The organism is Comamonas sp. HJ-2, assembly GCF_053615495.1.
The window spans coordinates 1-15,869 of the sequence record NZ_JBSIFD010000016.1 but is presented as its reverse complement, the minus strand read 5'-3'; the positions used below and the strand labels follow the sequence as shown (position 1 = coordinate 15,869).

Annotated in this window: 11 protein-coding genes and 1 other RNA gene; 6 read left to right on the top strand and 6 right to left on the bottom strand. The window is 60.1% G+C overall.

All coding sequences use genetic code 11. The features are described 5' to 3' along the window. Positions 1 to 97: 97 nt before the first annotated feature. The 6 genes from rpsA to gyrA form a co-directional block, all read right to left on the bottom strand. A complete protein-coding gene (gene rpsA / locus ACWGXF_RS14350) occupies positions 98 to 1,780 on the bottom strand; it encodes a 30S ribosomal protein S1 (RefSeq protein ID WP_003057144.1) in 1,683 nt (560 codons plus the stop codon). A gap of 199 nt (positions 1,781 to 1,979) precedes the next feature. Beyond that, positions 1,980 to 4,052, bottom strand: coding sequence for a bifunctional 3-phosphoshikimate 1-carboxyvinyltransferase/cytidylate kinase (locus ACWGXF_RS14345; RefSeq protein ID WP_256630043.1), 2,073 nt, complete (start codon positions 4,050 to 4,052; stop codon positions 1,980 to 1,982). Between the two features lie 108 nt (positions 4,053 to 4,160). After that, the gene (locus tag ACWGXF_RS14340) at positions 4,161 to 5,057 is read right to left on the bottom strand and encodes a prephenate dehydrogenase (RefSeq protein WP_012837598.1); all 897 of its coding nucleotides are present in this window, start codon (positions 5,055 to 5,057) and stop codon (positions 4,161 to 4,163) included. After that, positions 5,057 to 6,157: a prephenate dehydratase gene (gene pheA, locus ACWGXF_RS14335; protein ID WP_003067663.1), complete on the bottom strand. Its 1,101-nt coding sequence runs from the start codon at positions 6,155 to 6,157 to the stop codon at positions 5,057 to 5,059. Before pheA ends, ACWGXF_RS14340 begins: the two co-directional genes overlap by 1 nt. Positions 6,158 to 6,279: 122 nt before the next feature. Beyond that, positions 6,280 to 7,389, bottom strand: coding sequence for a 3-phosphoserine/phosphohydroxythreonine transaminase (gene serC, locus ACWGXF_RS14330; protein WP_256630045.1), 1,110 nt, complete (start codon positions 7,387 to 7,389; stop codon positions 6,280 to 6,282). A 129-nt stretch (positions 7,390 to 7,518) separates the two neighbouring features. Then, a complete protein-coding gene (gene gyrA / locus ACWGXF_RS14325; RefSeq protein WP_012837599.1) occupies positions 7,519 to 10,215 on the bottom strand; it encodes a DNA gyrase subunit A in 2,697 nt (898 codons plus the stop codon). A 229-nt stretch (positions 10,216 to 10,444) separates the two neighbouring features. On the opposite strand from gyrA, the gene ompA reads away from it, so the two are divergent. The 6 genes from ompA (at position 10,445) to ACWGXF_RS14295 (ending at position 15,837) form a co-directional block, all read left to right on the top strand. Beyond that, positions 10,445 to 11,089: an outer membrane protein OmpA gene (gene ompA / locus ACWGXF_RS14320; RefSeq protein WP_003077020.1), complete on the top strand. Its 645-nt coding sequence runs from the start codon at positions 10,445 to 10,447 to the stop codon at positions 11,087 to 11,089. An 83-nt stretch (positions 11,090 to 11,172) separates the two neighbouring features. After that, on the top strand, positions 11,173 to 11,886 hold the full coding sequence (gene ubiG / locus ACWGXF_RS14315) for a bifunctional 2-polyprenyl-6-hydroxyphenol methylase/3-demethylubiquinol 3-O-methyltransferase UbiG (protein WP_003067659.1): 714 nt from the start codon (positions 11,173 to 11,175) through the stop codon (positions 11,884 to 11,886). Positions 11,887 to 11,891: 5 nt separating this feature from the next. Continuing rightward, positions 11,892 to 12,551, top strand: a complete 660-nt coding sequence (locus ACWGXF_RS14310; RefSeq protein WP_003067658.1) for an HAD-IA family hydrolase — start codon at positions 11,892 to 11,894, stop codon at positions 12,549 to 12,551. A gap of 18 nt (positions 12,552 to 12,569) precedes the next feature. Continuing rightward, positions 12,570 to 12,946, top strand: a transfer-messenger RNA (tmRNA) gene (ssrA, locus tag ACWGXF_RS14305). A 220-nt stretch (positions 12,947 to 13,166) separates the two neighbouring features. Then, positions 13,167 to 14,417 (top strand): tyrosine-type recombinase/integrase, encoded by a 1,251-nt coding sequence (locus ACWGXF_RS14300; protein ID WP_256496327.1) that lies wholly within the window; start codon positions 13,167 to 13,169, stop codon positions 14,415 to 14,417. Between the two features lie 805 nt (positions 14,418 to 15,222). Further along, positions 15,223 to 15,837, top strand: coding sequence for an ABC transporter substrate-binding protein (locus ACWGXF_RS14295; protein ID WP_452102055.1), 615 nt, complete (start codon positions 15,223 to 15,225; stop codon positions 15,835 to 15,837). Positions 15,838 to 15,869 lie beyond the last annotated feature (32 nt).

Genomic DNA, 15,869 nt, shown 5'->3' with positions numbered 1-15,869 from the left:
GGCTCTAGGTTGAAACAACAACGGGCGCACAGGGCGCCCGTTGTCTTTGACGCTTGGCGGTCAGTCAGGCGAGCTGGCTGACCGGCTGATGCAAGATTTACTTGTCAGCGTCCAGCTTGGCGCGCAGCAGAGCGCCCAGGCTGGTGGTACCAGCGTTTTCCTTGGAGGACTGAGCCGACAGGGAAGCCATGGCGACTTGCTGTTCAGCGTGATCCTTTTGCTTGATGGACAGCTGGATGTTGCGGCTCTTGCGATCCACGTTCACCACCACGGCCGTCACTTCGTCGCCTTCCTTCAGGACGGAACGAGCATCTTCCACGCGGTCTTGCGAGATTTCGGAAGCGCGCAGGTAGCCGATGATGTCTTCACCCAGGTCGATTTCAGCGCCCTTGGCGTCCACGGTCTTGACCTTGCCGGTCACAACCTGGCCCTTGTCGTTCACGGTCACGAAGGTCGTGAAGGGATCGCTGTCCAGCTGCTTGATGCCCAGGGAGATGCGCTCGCGCTCAACGTCCACGGCCAGCACGATGGCTTCGACTTCTTGACCCTTCTTGTAGTTGCGAACAGCGGCTTCGCCGGCTTCGTTCCACGACAGGTCAGACAGGTGCACCAGGCCGTCGATACCGGCAGCCAGACCCACGAACACGCCGAAGTCGGTGATGGACTTGATGGGGCCCTTCACGCGGTCGCCGCGCTTGGTGTTCTGGGCGAATTCTTGCCAGGGGTTAGCCTTGCACTGCTTCATGCCCAGGGAAATGCGACGCTTGTCTTCGTCGATTTCCAGAACCATGACTTCCACTTCGTCGCCCAGGGACACGAGCTTGGTGGGAGCGATGTTCTTGTTGGTCCAGTCCATTTCGGAAACGTGCACCAGGCCTTCGATGCCGGGTTCCAGTTCCACGAATGCGCCGTAGTCAGCAATGTTGGTGACCTTGCCGAACAGACGGGTGGCGGAGGGGTAGCGGCGAGCCACGCCCATCCAGGGATCGTCGCCCATTTGCTTCAGACCCAGGGACACGCGGTTCTTTTCGGTGTCGAACTTCAGGATCTTGGCAGTGATTTCCTGGCCGGCAGTCACCACTTCGGAGGGGTGACGCACACGGCGCCATGCCATGTCGGTGATGTGCAGCAGGCCGTCGATACCGCCCAGGTCCACGAACGCACCGTATTCGGTGATGTTCTTGACCACGCCCTGAACGATAGCGCCTTCCTTCAGGGTTTCCATCAGCTTGGCGCGCTCTTCGCCCATGGAGGCTTCCACCACAGCGCGGCGCGACAGCACCACGTTGTTGCGCTTGCGATCCAGCTTGATGACCTTGAATTCCAGGGTCTTGTTTTCGTAGGGGGTCAGGTCCTTGATGGGACGTGTGTCGATCAGCGAACCGGGCAGGAAAGCGCGGATGCCGTTGACCAGAACGGTCAGGCCGCCCTTGACCTTGCCGGAAGTGGTGCCGGTCACGAATTCGCCGGATTCCAGAGCCTTTTCCAGCGACAGCCAGGAAGCCAGACGCTTGGCGGTGTCACGGGACAGGATGGTGTCGCCGTAGCCGTTTTCGATGGAGCCGATGGCCACGGACACGAAGTCACCCACTTGGACTTCGACTTCGCCCTGGTCGTTCTTGAACTCGTCGAGGGGCACGTAGGCTTCCGACTTCAGGCCGGCGTTCACCACCACGAAGTTGTGCTCAACGCGCACGACTTCAGCGGTGATAACTTCGCCAGGACGCATTTCGGTGCGTGTCAACGACTCTTCAAAAAGGGCGGCAAAAGATTCAGACATGTAGTTCCTTGCCCGCAACCAGGTTTCCGTCGGCACCATTGCCAAGCGTTTTTAAGACTGATTGCGGAGGTTGTGGGTTTGAGGCCCACGGGGGTTAAAGGTTAACAACCTTGCTGCCGGTCCGCGGTCTGCGAGAACCTGGCATCAAGGGCCAACAAGCCAGATGCAGGGCTGGCCTTGAAACTTCAAGCTTGAAATTTCAAGGACGGCCGAACGGCTGGCGTTCCTGCCACCACGACAGCACCTGGGCAACCACTTCTTCAATGGGCATCTCGGAGCTGTCGAGCTGCAAAGAATCCTCGGCGGGCTTGAGCGGAGCGGTGCTGCGATTCATATCGCGGGCGTCGCGCGCCTCAAGGTCTGCCAAAAGGGTGGATATATTAGCTGAAATTCCTTTGGAAATCAACTGTTTATATCGGCGCTCGGCGCGGCACTGGGCAGATGCCCACAAATAGACCTTCAGAGGGGCGTGAGGGAAGATGACCGTACCCATGTCGCGGCCATCGGCAACCAGCCCGGGCAGGGCCTGGAAGGACAGCTGCAGATCCACCAGCGCGGTGCGCACGGCAGGCAGGGCCGATACGCGCGAGGCATTCATGCCGGCTTCTTCGCTGCGAATGGCCAGGCTGATGTCCTCGTCGCCGAGCCAGACACGCTGCTGTGCATCGAAGCGCACGGGCATGTCCAGCGCCATCTCGGCAATGGTTTCCTCGTTCGACTCGTCAAGCGTCATGCCGGCACGCGATGCGGCCAGGCCGGTGATGCGGTACAGCGCGCCGGAGTCCAGCAACTGGTAGCCCAGTGCCCTGGCGACTTCTGCAGCAATCGTGCCCTTGCCGGAGGCTGTGGGCCCGTCGATGCAGATCACGGGAATATGCTCGCGTTCGGCTTCGCTGACGGAGAACAGCGCCTCGAAATAGTCGGGAAAGGTCTTGGCCACGCATTTGGGGTCTTCTATGCGCATCGGCAGCTTGGCCGGGTTGAAGGCCGCCAGAGAGAAGCACATGGCGACGCGGTGGTCGTCATAGGTGTGGATGCTGGCCGCTTTCCAGGCGGTCTTGCCGGCGGGCGGCGTGATGCGGATGTAGTCCGCACCTTCTTCCACGGAAGCCCCCAGCTTGCGCAGCTCAATCGCCATGGCGGCAATGCGGTCGGTTTCCTTGACGCGCCAGCTGGCGATATTGCGCAGTGTGGTCACGCCGTCGGCATACAGCGCCATGGTGCCCAGCGTCATGGCCGCGTCGGGAATATGGTTGCAATCGAGGTCGATGGCCTTCAGAGGCCAGCTGCCACGGCTGACCTGCAGCCAGTTGGGGCCGCTTTCGATCTTTGCGCCCATGGCCTGGGCGGCCTCGATGAAGCGGATGTCGCCCTGGATCGAGTCCTGGCCCACGCCCAGAATGCGGATGCTCTTGGGCTGCGGCGCATTGTCTGCATCCGCATCATCGGTGGTGCCGGTGGCAATCGCGCCCAGTGCGATGAAATAGCTGGCGGAGGAGGCATCGGCCTCCACATGGATGGCACCCGGCGACTGGTAGCGACAGCCTGCGGGGATCACGAAGCGCTGCCAGCTATCGTTTTTCACGGCAATGCCGAAGCGCGCCAGCAGCTCCAGCGTGATGTGGATATAGGGCTTGGAGATCAGCTCGCCCACCACCTCGATGGTGATGTCGCGCTGTGCCCCGGGGACATTGGCCAGCAAGGGCAGGGCCATCAGCAGCGAGGTCAGGAACTGGCTGGAGACATCGCCGCGCACCTTGATGGATTCGCTGCCCAGCTGGCTGAAGTCGGGCTGGCCGATCTTCAGGGGCGGAAAGCCTTCATCCTTCAGGTAGTCGATCTTGCAGCCCAGCTGGCGCAGCGCATCGACCAGGTCGCCGATGGGGCGTTCGTACATGCGGGGAACGCCCGTCATCTCGAAGTCGCCGCCCAGCACCGACAGCGCCGCAGTCAGCGGGCGCATGGCCGTGCCGGCATTGCCCAGGAACAGCGTGGCCGCAGTGCCGGCCGGCAACTGACCCCCGATGCCGGTGACGTCAATCGCCTGGCCGGGTGTGACGGCATCCGGGCTGATGCTGCAGCCCAGCTGCTTGAGTCCGGCCAGCATGACGCGGGTGTCGTCCGAATCCAGCAGGTCGTGAATGGTGGTGGTGCCCTGGCTCAGCGCCGCCAGCAGCAGCACGCGATTGGAGATGCTTTTGGAGCCGGGCAGGCTGACGCTGCCGTTGGCGGAGTCCAGTGCGGGCAGGTCCAGAAATTCAGTGGTGAACATAAAACTCTCGTAACCCCCTGTGCAGCCTGGCTGCTTCGACACCAAGGCTGCGTGGCTGCCTCTGCCCGGTGTCTCTGGCGGTTGGGTGAATAGATCGACGCCGCTAGTTTAAGAGCCTCGCTTGCCGCCCATGGTCCATTCGGCGCGTGCGGCACTGGCCAGGGTCAGGCGATCCTGCAGTCCCTGGCCGTCGTTGGCCTGCATCAGCCCTTCGAGCTGCTCCAGCGCCTGGCGAAACTGACGTGACTGGGCCAGCACCTGATCGCGGTTGGCCAGCAGCACATCGCGCCAGAGCTTGGGGTCGCCTGCGCCGATGCGCGTGAAATCGCGAAAGCCGGGCCCGGCCAGCGCCAGCATATCGTCGGCACCGGGCTGGTTCAGCACGCTTTGCATCATGGCAAATGCCAGCAGATGGGGCAGGTGGCTGACGGTGGCGAGTGCGCTGTCATGGGCTTCGGGCGACATGGCCGTGACCTTGCATCCCAGGGCCTGCCACAGCGCCTGGGCCTTGGCCAGATGCGCTGTCAGCGTGCGCTCCGTAGGGGTCAGCACGACCTGGGCGCCCTGGTAGAGCTTGACATCGGCGTGCTCCACGCCGGCCACTTCCTTGCCGGTGATGGGGTGGGCGGGCACAAAGCTGCCGATCTGGTCGCGCAGCGCCGAACGTGCGGCCTGCACCACATCGACCTTGGTGGAGCCCACGTCCATGATCATCATCTGGGGCGTGACCAGATGCTTGATGGACTTGAGCGTGGCCTCGGTGGCCGCCACGGGCACGGCCAGCAGCACCAGATCGGCGCCGGCCGCCGCCAGCAGGGCGGAGGGCGCTTCCACGTCGATCACGCCCATCTGGCGCGCACGTTCGGTGGTCGAGGGCGATTTGCTGTAGCCCACCACGCGCTTGACCAGGCCTGCTTTCTTGAGTGCCAGCGCGAAGGAGCCGCCCATCAATCCGCAGCCGATCAAGCCGAGCTGCTCGAACGGCTGCAATTCCTGAGTCGCCATCACTTGCTCACCGGGTAGGTGCCCAGCACCTTGTAGAACGCGCACAGGCCCTGCAGTTCTTGCAGGGCGGCGGCCACATTGGCCTGGGCCGGGTGGCCTTCGATGTCGATGTAGAAGTAATACTCCCATTGGCCGGTGCGGGCGGGACGCGACTCGAAGCGCGTCATCGAGACGCCATGCTTCTTGAGCGGCACCAGCAGGTCATGCACGGCGCCGGCGGTGTTGGGCACCGAGACCACCAGGCTGGTGCAGTCGCTGCCGCTGGGCGCGGCCGTGGCCAGCGTGTGCGGCAGGCAGATGACGGCAAAACGCGTGCGGTTGTAGGCATCGTCCTGGATCGCGTGGCTGACGATGTGCAGGCCGAACTGCTGGGCGGCGCGCTCACCGGCAATGCCGGCCCAGTTGGGATGCAGGGCCGCCAGGCGTGCGCCTTCGGCATTGCTCTCCACGGGGCGGCGTTCGGCATGCGGCAGATGCTTGGACAGCCAGCCCTGACACTGAGCCAGAGCCTGGGGGTGGGCGGCCACGACCTCGATGCCGTCCAGCGTGTTGCTGGTGCGCATCAGATTGTGGCGGATCAGCATGCTGACCTCGCCCACCACATGGCAGGGCGTGTGCAGGAACATGTCCAGCGAGCGCGTGACCACGCCCTCGTTGGAGTTCTCCACGCCCACCACGCCGTACTGGGCGCTGCCGGCGGCCGTGGCATGAAAGACTTCCTCGAAGCTGTTGCAGTACATCAGGTCGGCCGCGCCGCCGAAGTACTGGATCGCCGCTTCTTCGCAGAAGGTACCGGCCGGGCCGAGCACGGCCACGCGCTGGGGGGATTCCAGCGCCAGGCAGGCTGACATGATCTCGCGCCAGATGGCGGCCACATGCGCGCCCTTGAGCGGGCCGGGGTTGTTGGACTTGATCTTCTCGATCACCTGGGCCACGCGGTCCGGGCGGAAGAAGGCCGAGCCTTCCTTCTTCTTGAGCTCGCCCACCTGCTCGGCCACATGGGCGCGCTGGTTGACCAGCTCCAGCAACTGGCGGTCCAGGGAGTCGATCTGGTTGCGCAGCGACAACAGCTCGGGGCTGGCTTGGGGTTCTTGGCTCATGAATCTCTCAAATTTCGTAGCTGCTGGCGCTTGTTGCACAAGGGATTCAAACCAATACCTTGGTGAGGTACTTGCAGATCAAGCGCTGGCAGCTCATCTTTTTACAAGGCTAAGGGTGGGGCTCAGGCCTGACGTTGCTCGAAGTCACGCATGTAGTCGACCAGCGCCTGCACGCCTGCTATGGGCATGGCGTTGTAGATGCTGGCACGCATGCCGCCCACGGACTTGTGGCCCTTGAGCTGCAGCAGGCCGGCTTGCTTGGCGCCGGCCAGGAAGGCGTCGTTGCGCGACTCATCATGAAGGAAGAACGGGATGTTCATGCGCGAGCGGCAGTTCGCGGCCACCTTGTTCACGTAGAGCGAGGACTGGTCCACATAGTCATAGAACAGCTTGGCCTTGGCGATGTTGCGCGCTTCCATGGCTGCCACGCCGCTGAGGCCGCCTTCGGTCTGGCGCTTGAGCCACTGGAAGGTCAGGCCGGCCATGTAGATGCCCCAGGTGGGCGGCGTGTTGTACATGCTGCCGTTGTCGGCCACGGTTTTGTAATCAAATGCCGAGGGGCAGACGGGCAGGGCATGGCCCAGCAGGTCTTCGCGCACGATGACGATGGTCAGGCCGGCGGGGCCGATGTTCTTCTGCGCGCCGCCAAAGGCCAGACCCACGCGGCTCCAGTCGATGGAGCGCGAGGCCACATGCGAGGAGAAGTCGATGACCAGAGGTGCATCCGAGCCCAGGGCCTGGAGGTCGGGCAGCTCGTGGAACTCCACGCCGTGAATGGTCTCGTTGCTGCAGATATGCACATAGCTGGCGCCGCGGCTCAGATTCCAGCTGCTGGCGGCGGGAATGGTGGTGTAGTCGCTGTCCTTGGCGCTGGCGGCTACATTGGCATCGCTGGCGTACTTGGCGGCTTCCTTGGCCGACTTCTGGCTCCAGCTGCCGGTCACCACAAAGTCCACCACGCCGGCGCGCGACAGATTCATGGGCACGATGGCGTTTTCGGCAATGCCGCCGCCCTGCATGAACAGGATCTTGAAATGCGCGGGCACGGCCAGCAGCTCGCGCAGATCGGCTTCGGCGGCTTCGTAAATGCTGATGAATTCCTTGCCGCGGTGGCTCATTTCCATCACCCCCATGCCGGAGCCGTGCCAGTCCAGCATTTCGGCGGCTGCGGTTTGCAGCACTTCTTCAGGGATGGCGGCGGGGCCTGCGGAGAAGTTAAAAGGGCGGTTCATCAGATTTACGCTAAAAACATGTGAAAGCGCTTGTCTGGCTTGCGCTTTCAGCTATCAAAACATTGGGTCACGGGCATGGGGCCATGCCCGTGGCGTCCGGTCCGTATCGGGGCAGCCGGGGCTGGCCGATCAGGAGGCGTCGCCGGACTCGGCTGCGCCTTCGGCGCCGGCGCTGCCGGAGTCATCGGCTTCGCCGTCCTCGCCGGCATTGTCGTTCGCATCATTTTCGACGATGCGCTGCAGGCCGATGAGCTTGGCACCTTCGTCCAGGTTGATCAGCGTCACGCCCTGTGTGGCGCGGCCCAGCTCGCGGATTTCCGCCACCCGGGTACGCACCAGCACGCCGGTGTCGGTAATCAGCATGATCTCGTCCTCGGGCGCCACCAGGGTGGCGGCCACAACCTTGCCGTTGCGCTCGGACTGCTGGATTGCAATCATGCCCTTGGTGCCGCGGCCGTGGCGGGTGTATTCGCTGATGGCCGTGCGCTTGCCGTAGCCGTTTTCGGTGGCGGTCAGCACGCTTTGCGAACCCGCCACCACATTGCCCGTGCCGTCGTCGGCCTCGGCGACCAGCATGGCGATCACGTTCTGATGCTCTTCGATGTTCATGCCACGTACGCCGCGCGCATTGCGGCCCATGGGGCGCACATCGTTCTCGTCAAAGCGCACGGCCTTGCCGCCGTCGCTGAACAGCATCACATCATGCTTGCCGTCGGTCAGCGCAGCGCCGATCAGATAGTCGCCCTCGTCCAGGCCCACGGCAATGATGCCGGCCTTGCGCGGGTTGCTGAACTCGGTCAGCGCCGTCTTCTTGACGGTGCCCATGCTGGTGGCCATGAAGACGAAGTGATCTTCGGGGAAGCTGCGGTTTTCGCCGGTCAGCGGCAGCACCACGTTGATCTTCTCGCCTTCCTGCAGCGGGAACATGTTGACGATGGGGCGACCACGCGAGCCGCGCGAGCCCGATGGCACTTCCCAGACCTTGAGCCAGTACATGCGGCCGCGGTTGGAGAAGCACAGCAGATAGTCGTGCGTGTTGGCGATGAAGAGCTGGTCGATCCAGTCGTCTTCCTTGGTGGCCGTGGCCTGCTTGCCGCGGCCGCCGCGCTTTTGCGAGCGGTACTCGGACAGGGGCTGGCTCTTGATGTAGCCGGTGTGCGAGAGCGTCACCACCATGTCGGTGGGCGTGATCAGGTCTTCGGTGGACAGGTCTTGCGCGCTGTACTCCACGGTGGAGCGGCGCTCGCCCTTCTTGGACTGACCGAACTCGGCCTTCACGGCGTTGAGTTCTTCGCCAATGATGATGGAGACGCGCTCGGGCTTGGCCAGGATGTCCAGCAGGTCTTCGATGACCGACATGACGTCCTTGTACTCGGCCACGATCTTGTCCTGCTCAAGGCCCGTCAGGCGCTGCAGACGCATCTGCAGAATTTCCTGGGCCTGGGTTTCGGACAGGCGGTACAGGCCGTTTTGCTGCATGCCGAATTCGACTTCCAGGCCCTCGGGGCGATAGTCGTCGGCATTGACCACGCCGCCGTCGGTGCGCGTGCGGGTGAGCATCTCGCGCACCAGCTTGCTGTCCCAGGATTTTTCCATCAGCGCGGCCTTGGCCACGGGAGGTGTGGGAGCGTTGCGGATGATGGCGATGAAGTCGTCGATATTGGCCAGTGCGACAGCCAGACCTTCCAGCACATGGCCGCGGTCACGCGCCTTGCGCAGCTCGAACACGGTGCGGCGGGTCACCACTTCGCGGCGGTGCTCCAGGAAGACCTGGATCAGATCCTTCAGATTGCAGAGCTTGGGCTGGCCGTTGACCAGGGCCACCATGTTCATGCCGAAGGTGTCTTGCAGCTGGGTCAGCTTGTAGAGGTTGTTGAGCACCACCTCGGGCACTTCGCCGCGCTTCAATTCGATCACCAGGCGCATGCCGGACTTGTCCGACTCGTCCTGGATATGGCTGATGCCCTCGATCTTCTTTTCGTGCACCAGCTCGGCCATGCGCTCCTGCAGCGTCTTCTTGTTGACCTGGTAGGGCAGCTCGTCAACGATGATGGACTGGCGCTGGCCCTTGTCGATGTCCTCGAAGTGGCACTTGGCACGCATCACCACGCGGCCACGGCCGGTGCGATAGCCTTCCTTGACACCGTTGATGCCGTAGATGATGCCGGCCGTGGGGAAGTCGGGCGCGGGAATGATCTCCATCAGCTCGTCGATGGAAGCTTCGGGGTTCTGCAGCAAATGCAGGCAGCCGTCCACTACCTCATTGAGGTTGTGCGGCGGGATATTCGTGGCCATACCCACGGCAATACCGGAGGAGCCGTTGACCAGCAGGTTAGGCAGGCGGCTTGGCAGCACCAGCGGCTCCTGCTCGGAGCCGTCGTAGTTAGGGCCGAAGTCCACGGTCTCCTTGTCGATGTCGCCCAGCATTTCATGAGCGATCTTGGAGAGGCGGATTTCCGTGTAACGCATGGCGGCGGCGCTGTCACCGTCCACCGAGCCGAAGTTGCCCTGACCATCGACCAGCATGTGGCGCAGCGAGAAGTCCTGCGCCATACGCACGATGGTGTCGTAGACCGCGCTGTCGCCGTGAGGGTGGTACTTACCGATGACGTCACCGACGATACGCGCCGACTTCTTGTAGGGGCGGTTCCAGTCGTTATTGAGTTCGTGCATGGCGTACAGAACGCGGCGGTGCACGGGCTTGAGGCCATCACGCGCATCAGGAAGCGCCCGGCCCACGATCACGCTCATAGCGTAATCGAGATAACTGCGACGCATCTCCTCTTCAAGGCTGATGGGCAGAGTTTCTTTAGCAAACTGGGTCATGTCTAGTGATACTTTGACGGCTGGAAAACAGCCATTTTAGGTCGAATGGCGTGTGGCAGCAGAGCAACATAACTGAGGAATTACATAGCTGTCCTACTTGTTGGTGCCTAGTTGACAACACTCTTGCATGTTACGTATGGCACAATCATTTCAACGTTTTTGGTGATGGTCACTGATGACGTCCACAGATTCGCAGCCCTGCTGCGGCTTTTTCCCCAAGAGGAGAACCATGAAGAAACTGAACAAAGTGGCGATGTTGTTTGCCTCTGCTGCCCTCGTGACAGCCGCTGGCGCACAAGTGAAGGCTGCTGACGGTGGCAAGACTATCGACAACTGGCAAAACGGCACCAGCGAACTGGTGTGGAAGAACGGCACGAACGAACTGTGCTGGCGCGATGCCAACTGGACTCCTGCTACTGCCGCTGTTGATTGCGACGGTGCTCTGAAGGCCCAGGTTGCTGCTCCCGCTCCCGCCGTTGTGCCTCCCGCTCCTGTGGCTCCCCAGCCTGCAGTGGCATCTAAGGTTACCTACTCTGCTGACGCTTTCTTCGACTTCGACAAGTCCGTGCTGAAGCCCGCAGGCAAGGCTAAGCTGGATGACCTGACCGGCAAGATCAAGGACATCAACCTGGAAGTCATCATCGCCGTGGGTCACACTGACTCCATCGGTTCCGATGCTTACAACCAAAAGCTGTCGGTGCGTCGCGCTGAAGCTGTGAAGGCTTATCTGGTGTCCAAGGGCATCGAAAAGAGCCGCGTGTACACCGAAGGCAAGGGCAAGAAGCAACCCGTGGCAGACAACAAGACTGCTGCTGGCCGCGCTCAAAACCGTCGCGTGGAAATCGAAGTTGTGGGCACCAAGGCTGCTCAGTAATCTTTCGATTGCTACACAAAAAGCCCCGGCAACGGGGCTTTTTTTATGCCTGATCCATTGCGGTAATCGCGGACAATTGCACTATGAGCAACACTATCAATGCCGACCCGGCAGAACTGGAAAAATTCTCCAGCCTGGCCCATCGCTGGTGGGATCCCGAGAGTGAATTCAAGCCACTGCATCAGATCAATCCCCTTAGACTGGACTGGATCAACGCCCAGGCCCCATTGGCGAACCAGAGGGTGCTGGATGTGGGTTGTGGCGGAGGCATTCTTGCAGACTCCATGGCGCGCAAAGGGGCCAAGGTGGTGGGTATCGATCTGGCAACCAAGGCTTTGCGCGTCGCGCAGTTGCATGCTCTGGAGGCGGGAACGCCCAATATTCAATACCATGAGGTCAGCGTCGAGCAACTGGCGCAGGAGCAGCCGGCCAGTTTTGATGTGGTGACCTGCATGGAAATGCTGGAGCATGTGCCCGATCCTGCGTCCATCGTGCGGGCATGTGCCCAGCTGGTCAAGCCTGGTGGCTGGGTGTTTTTTTCCACCATCAATCGCAATGCCAAGGCTTTTGCGTTGGCGATCGTGGCTGCCGAATACATGCTCAAGATGATTCCCAAAGGGACTCATGAGTACGCCAAGTTGCTGCGCCCAAGCGAGTTGGCTCGCTTTGCGCGCGAAGCCGGCCTGGATGTGCAAGGCAGCAAGGGCATGGAGCACAACCCGATCTCGGGCCGCTATTGGCTCAGCAACGACACCTCGGTCAATTACATGCTGGCGACACGCCGCCCTCAGGAGTGACAGCCATGTGGAAGCACGTTAGAGCCGTTCTTTTCGATCTCGATGGCACTTTGATCGACAGCGCTCCTGATCTGGGAGCTGCAGCAGACAAGATGCGTGTGGATCGCGGCATGCCCTCGCTGCCGCTCCATGCCTACCGCCATATGGCCGGGGCTGGGGCTCGTGGAATGCTGGGTATTGCGTTCGGCATGACGCCTGAGTCTGCAGGCTTTGCGGAAATGCGCGAGGAGTTCTTTCGCAATTACGAGCAATGCATGACCGAGCGTACCTATGCTTTTGATGGCGTGCCCGAGTTGATCCGGGCATTGGAAGCCGGTCCGTTGTTGTGGGGGGTGGTGACCAACAAGTCTATGCGTTTCACTGACCCTTTGACACGGCAAATGCCCTTGTTTGCTCAGGCTGCGGCCGTGGTGAGCGGGGACACGACGCCGCATTCCAAGCCTCACCCAGAGCCTCTGTTTGAAGCCGCACGACGCATGCAGATTGCTCCCGAGCATTGCATCTATGTCGGAGATGACGAGCGCGATATCCAGGCGGGTGCAGCAGCGGGTATGAAAACCGTAGCTGCACGCTATGGCTACCTGGGTGCGACAGCAGATACGGTTCATTGGGGTGCCGATGCACATATCAATTCACCGCTTGAGCTGTTGAAGTTGCTGGGATGAGGCTAGAATAGGCACTAAGGGGCTGTCCTGGTTTCGACGTGGGTTCGGGACCGGTGCGGTGCATGTCGAGCTTGAGTGACGCTCGTAAATCTCCATTCAAAAAACTAACTGCAAACGACGAACGTTTCGCACTCGCCGCTTAATCCGGTGAGCCTTGCAACAGCACGCTAGTGGGCTGGGCAAGGGGGTAGCAATACCTCCCGGCTGCAAGGGAATTTACATTAGCTGGCTGGATACCGGGCTTCTTGGTATTTGGCGAGATTTTAGGAAGCTGGCTACCCAAGCAGCGTGTGCCTGCGGGGTTTGGGTGGCGAGATTTAAAACAGAGCACTAAACATGTAGATCTGTCCGGCGAAGGCTTACGGACGCGGGTTCAATTCCCGCCAGCTCCACCATACACCCATCCAAAGGGGTTCAATGAAGTTCATTGAACCCCTTTTTCTTTTGAAAAATCAATGACTTATCGTCTTGTTGCGTCTTAACTGATCTCACTGCTGCCGATGAATACATGGGGAACAGGTGGGGGAACAAGCGGGGGGAATGGTAAATTTCTTCCATATTGTTCCCCCTTTCCCCTCTGTGGTGGGTTTTTTTTAAATAGGATTTGTTCCCCCTATGTTGACTGATGCACAGTGCCGAAACGCAGTCTGCTCCCCTGGCGCCAAGCGAGAGCGTTTTTCTGATGCTGGTGGCTTGTACCTTGAGGTCAGCCCAGCAGGGTCTCGTCGTTGGTTTTGGAAGTATCGAAAAGACGGTAAAGAGGGGAGGCTGGCGTTAGGCAGCTATCCGCAGGTCAGTTTGACTGCTGCGCGGAAAGCCCGAGATGTTGCTCGGCTGCAGAAATCAGAAGGCGTCGATCCCGCCAAGGCACGCAAGCTGGAGAAACTGGTCAATCCAAATGGAGTTGCTCACACTTTCAAAGCTGTAGCTTTGGAGTGGTATGACAAGCAGGTTCCCCGTTGGAGTCCTGGTCATGCAGAACGGATGCTTCGTCAGTTAGAGCGTGATTTGTTTCCGTATATCGGTGAGCGGGAAATGGCTCAGATCCAGCCCATGGAATTGTTGGCAGTGCTGCAGAAAGTGGAAGCGCGTGGTGCTGTTGAGACCGCTGACCGTGCACTAATGCTGGCGCGGCAGGTCTGGCGTTACTGGCTGCCTACAGCCAGCAATACACAGCGTGACATCACAGAAGGTCTGAAAGCTCGATTGACTCCATATCGAGGCACCAACTTCCCAGCCATTGTGGAACCACAGCGCTTTGGCGAACTTTTGAGGGCAATGTATGCCTACAAAGGCGGCCCGTTCGTGCGAACGGCGCTTTTGCTGGCACCGTTGCTTTATCAGCGCCCAGCCAATCTGCGGATGATGGAGTGGGAGGAGCTTGATTTGGATGGGCAACTGTGGACGATTCCTAGCGCAAAAATGAAGCGTTCTGTGCAAGAGAAGGAAAACGGCGAGCCGCATGTGGTGCCGTTGCCCAAACAGGCGGTAGCGATGCTTCGTGAGCTGAAGCCTCTCAGTGGACGTGGCCGTTATGTTTTCCCTGGCCAGCGAGATCATGACCGGCCCATGTCAGATAACTCTGTGCGTACAGCCCTGTATAGCTTGGGATATGGCGATGAGCAAAGCTGGCACGGTTTTCGTGCTAGTGCCAGAACCATGTTGGTTGATCAGCTTGATCTCGATCCGCTGGCGATTGAAGCTAATCTAGCGCACGCCGTTAAGGATGCTAATGGACGCAGCTACAACCGGACGAAGTACTTGGCAAAGCGCTTCGATCAGATTCAGCAGTGGGCTGACTATTTGGATAATTTACGCGAGTCGTTGGGCGTAGTTGAAGGTGCTAAAAAAATGCGGGTCGCTTGAAATCAAGGCTGAGCAGGTGCTTTAGGCTGTGAGCGGTCTGTCGCCGGACGGTAGACTTGATGGGACAGCGCGACAAACCTGAGGTACCCATCAGCGGTCGTTCGTGTCGGCCAGCAATCGACCGATGCTGCCGTTCGTACCACCAAGGCGTATCCCCGATAGCAGCCGTTGGTTGACCTTTGGGCCAATCACCTCGCTGGCGCGAAGCCAGGGCCGTAGGAAATAGACGCAGGACAAAATCTCTCTTGCGGTAGCTGCGTCGCCCTCACTACCCGTTGTAATCAAACTCACAGCGTGCTAGGACCTCGGTGGGCTCGTAGCTCCCATATCTTCCGCGTGAGCGACCGGCCTCCGAGATGAGGTGCAAGTGCTTTCGGGCGCGCGAGGCCAGGATGTTGATTTCCACCCAGAAGTGACCCACTAGCCCCCGGTGGGTCAGTTATGCGTGGAAATTAACACGGCGACTTCTGCTCGACGACCTTGCTCTTGTTCCATGGCTCGCGATGAGCACGATTTCGAGTTGATCTTTGCACTTTGCAAGTGCACAGGACCCTAGTTGGTGCACCGCAAGTGACACTTGGCGCCTAGCTTCCCTATCTTGACAGCGCAAAACAGATCCCCAGATTGGCACTAAACTTGCTTGCGTAACGTTCAATTAGTTGCCCGGGTTAACCCCGAAGCTAGATTTCCGCCTTGGCGGATATTCTTCAGGCACTTAATTAATTGGTCGTTTAATTTATTAGTACTGGTGGGCTAGCAGAAGCTGGCACATCAGATGGGTGTCTGTCCTCATCTGGAGAGTGAAATGCACAAATGGTCTCAACTGATGTCCCTGGCAAGCCTGCTTGCGGTTACCGCCGCAGCCACTGCGCAAGAGACGGTAAAAATTGGCGTGATCGAACCGTTAACCGGATCAGTTGCGTACAACGGCCTAGCATCCGTCAATGGTGCCAAGCTAGCCGTAGCACAGCGCAACGCCGCAGGCGGTGTGCTGGGTCGAAAGGTCGAGCTTGTCATTGAAGATGGCCAGTGCCGCCCTGCCAATTCGGTCAATGCGGCCGAAAAGCTGTTACAGCGCGACAAAGTTGTGGCGCTGCAAGGGGCTTTCTGCAGCTCAGCCACTGCAGCGGTGATGCCCGTCGCTGAGAAGTACAAAGTTCCCTTTGTCTCAGGCGTTTCTTCTAAAGCTGACCTGACAGAAAAAGGTATGCAGTACTTCTTCCGTTCGGCAGAAACTGATCGGCTCATGTCCAAGACCTTTAGCAAGATCCTGGCAAACAAGCTCCAGCTAAAGAAGGTGGCTTATATCGGCGTAAATGACGACTGGGGTCGTGGCGGCGTTGAGGACTTCTCCAAGGACTTGGAGTCCTTGGGCGGGGCGTGTCCGAATTTTTGTGTAAACGGTTCGGACTTCAATTGACGGAGATGCGGTCTCCGAACTGAATGGTAAAG